Below are 3,302 nucleotides of genomic sequence, written 5' to 3' on the forward strand. Positions count from 1 at the left end.
CCACAGCACGCCCACCTGCGGTTCCCAGAGAAGATCAACGAAACGATGCTCATCCAACTCGATCAGGGCGGCGTGGCCGGTTCGGCCGGGTCGGCTTGTCAGTCGGGAGCGGTGACGCCTTCGCATGTGCTGACCGCCATGGGGATGTCCCCGGCCGAGGCGGCCGAATGCCTGCGGTTTTCGTTCGGATGGACCACCGAACCGGGCGACGGGGTGCGGGGAGCCGAACTGGTAGCCGGGGTGCTTTCGTGAAGGTGCTGGTCGCCATGTCGGGGGGCGTCGACTCGTCGGTGGCGGCGGCCATGATGGTCGAAGCCGGACATGACGTCATCGGGGTCACCCTCAAGTTATGGGAAGGCCCAGGCGGCGCTATGCCAACCGCCGGCTGTTGCACGGTGTCGGACTCCGAGGATGCCCGACGGGTCGCTGCCCAACTCGATATTCCGTATTACGTGCTCAACTACACCGACCGCTTCAAGACCGGGGTCGTCGACCGGTTCCTCGATGACTACCTCCATGGACGGACCCCCAACCCGTGCATCGAATGCAACCGGACGGTGAAGTTCGACCACCTGCTTGACCAGGCGGGGGAGTTCAACTGCGACCTCGTCGTGACCGGTCACTACGCCCAGAATACGTATAGGGACGGGTTCTGGCGTTTGGCCCGTGGGGTCGATGCCGATAAGGATCAGTCGTACGTCTTGGCGATGCTCGGCCAGCAAGAACTAGAACAAGTTCAGTTCCCGGTTGGGGTCCAGACCAAGGCCGAGACCCGGGAGATCGCCGCCGGGTTGGGATTACGGACGGCCGCCAAGCCCGACAGCCAGGACATCTGTTTCGTGGGTGACGGTGATTATCGGGACTTTGTCCGCAAGCATTCGGATGAGGCGGAGCGTCCCGGGGTTATGGTCGACACGGCCGGCAACGTGGTCGGCGAGCACGAGGGCATCATCAACTTCACGGTCGGCCAGCGCAAAGGTCTCGGCGTCACGTTCGGCGAGCCCCGCTACGTCGTCGAGGTCAAGCCCGAGTCGTCAACGGTCGTGATCGGTCAACGATCCGATCTGGCAGTGCGTTCAATCGTGCTCGATCAGGTCACCTGGGTGACCGGCGACCCGCCCGATCGCCCCGCCGTCACCGTGCAATATCGCGCCCACGGCGAAGCCAACCCGGCCGTGTTCGCGATGGAGGATGATCAGGTGCTCGTGCATTTCGATCGCACCCAGTACGGCATCGCTACCGGGCAGACGGCCGCGTTGTATGACGGTGACGAGGTGGTCGGGTCGGGCATCATCGTCGCCTGACGGCCCTCTTCCTTGGACGAGTGTGCATCCAAGTTCGACTATCCAATTCGTATGCACACTCGTTTGAGGCACGCTACGGAAGAGTGGGTCCGTCCGGGGGTCCGGTTATGCACAGCTGGCTACCGATTGCTCCGTCGACCCTCATCCAGTCGTCGATTTCGAATACATCGTCCATGGTGTCGATGTTTAGCCATTGGGCGGGTTCGTTGATGGCCACCATCCGATCGGGTGCGTCGTCATCAGCGGTCGGCGAGTAACCCGGCAACGCCCAGGTCGCAACCTCTCCGTTCCCTGGTCCGCCGCTGACCAGAGCTGACAAGAAGGAGAAGGCGAGCAGGTTGGCGTCTCGGGACTTCAATAACTGGGCGGATTGCAGCGTGACCTCAGGAGGCAGGCGGCTGGCGAGTGTAACTGCTACGTGGTTGGCGTCCTCGCATAACACTGGGGTCACGAGCACTGCTTTCTGAACCCATCCTCCGAATGACAACGTCACCAGGGACGAGGTGGAGTAGTCGTAGACGTACAACACTTGTTCGGTCTCAAACGCTCCCGGCATCAAGAGGTAGCGGCCGGTTGAATCCCACCTGATGTCGGTCACCCAGCCTCCTAATGCGACGGTGCGCGTCAACGTGCCGTCGTTGTCGAACACCTGAAGCTGGGGCTCTCGGTTCTGCCAGGTTATGAACGCGATCTCGGGATAGGCCATGGAAGGTGAAACGGCCACGAGCACCGGTTCATCTGTCCTGATCGTGGGAGCCCAGTCCAGTGTGATCGGATTGGCGAATTGGCCGTCGACGTAGGTAAAGATGGTGCGGTCGTTGACGAGGTCCCGTTCGGCGACGAGCAGGTCACCGCTAGGGAGCGGCCATGCGTACTCACCTGAAACAGAACCAACTCGTTGGCCATCGAACCCGTAGCGACTGACGGCCTGCCCGACGCCGTCGATTCCTATGAACCCTTCGTTGTCGAACTCGACGAGTCGAGTGCCGAATGCCGGGCCGGGAACGCACAGTGGAGACTTGGGTTCCTCTGGGCCACCAACGTCGGCCCAGCACAAATCCTCTGTAGCGAGCTGCTGCCAGGCGATACGCCCGGGGATCGTTGCGTGCCAGGCGAAGGAACCGACCCAGTCCATGACTGGCACCGACGTGGCGGACTCAACGTATAGCGCCGGGCCGTCGCTGATTGGCGAGTCCGCTGTGTAGGCCAGATATTGGCCGGACTGATCAAAAGCAATCGACCGCCAATTCAGGGTCTTTCGATCGAGCTGGAGTTGAGCGCTGTCGCGGGTCACTTGTACCAAATCGGTGCCGATCGGGGCTCCGACGACGGCCACGAATTCGCCGTCGGCTTGGGGCAGTGCATCCCAGATCGCATTGGCGTCATCTAAAAGCTGGGCCATCCTCGCGCTCAGAACAAAGTCATCACCTGGCACGACGAGAGAGGGCACGTCCGGGTTTCCGGCGAGCGGGAGGGAAGTCGGTGTCGTCGACGAAGTGGCTGGAAGTGATGGCAGAGCGATACCTTGCGGGGGCAATTGCGTTGGACCCGTTGCCAGGAAGATGGCACCGCCGATAGCTATGACCATGACCACACCGACGACGGTTCGGCGACCTGGCGCTGGTGGGGGAGTCTCCTCGTCGAGGGGGCGGACTTTTGGAGTCGGTTCGTCGGGCGTCTCCATCGCCGTAAGCGTACTTCGATTCGTCGAGCGTGCTTAACGAGTCGGCTATTACGAACCGTAGGCACACTCGTCTTTAAACGCCCGGTCCGCGTTGAAACGAGTGGGCAACCAGACGCGCTATGGCAATTCGTATGCACACTCGTTCCACGGAAGCGGGGACCGGGCGTTCAGCGGGCCATGGCGGTCGTCGACCGTCGAACCAGATTTGGTTCGACGACGATGCGTTTCGGCTCGGTCCGGCCTGCGAATCGTTCGAGCAAGAGCGAGACGGCGCTCGCCGCCTGATCGGCGCCACGCTGGTCGATGGTGGTCAA

At 62.0% G+C, this 3,302-nt stretch carries 3 protein-coding genes; 2 read left to right on the forward strand and 1 reads right to left on the reverse strand.

What is annotated here, in order from left to right; translation table 11 throughout:
• Both JJE47_12885 and mnmA read left to right on the forward strand, forming a co-directional pair.
• On the forward strand, nt 1-252 hold a 252-nt coding region (locus JJE47_12885), incomplete at its 5' end, for a cysteine desulfurase NifS (GenBank protein MBK5268320.1).
• A complete protein-coding gene (mnmA, locus tag JJE47_12890; GenBank protein ID MBK5268321.1) occupies nt 249-1,304 on the forward strand; it encodes a tRNA 2-thiouridine(34) synthase MnmA in 1,056 nt (351 codons plus the stop codon). The genes JJE47_12885 and mnmA, both read left to right, overlap by 4 nt.
• 73 nt (nt 1,305-1,377) lie before the next feature.
• On the opposite strand, the gene JJE47_12895 is transcribed toward mnmA, so the two are convergent.
• A complete protein-coding gene (locus JJE47_12895) occupies nt 1,378-2,988 on the reverse strand; it encodes a hypothetical protein (protein ID MBK5268322.1) in 1,611 nt (536 codons plus the stop codon).
• Nucleotides 2,989-3,302 lie beyond the last annotated feature (314 nt).

This window comes from Acidimicrobiia bacterium (assembly GCA_016650365.1).
Lineage (GTDB): Bacteria > Actinomycetota > Acidimicrobiia > Spongiisociales > JAENVV01 > JAENVV01.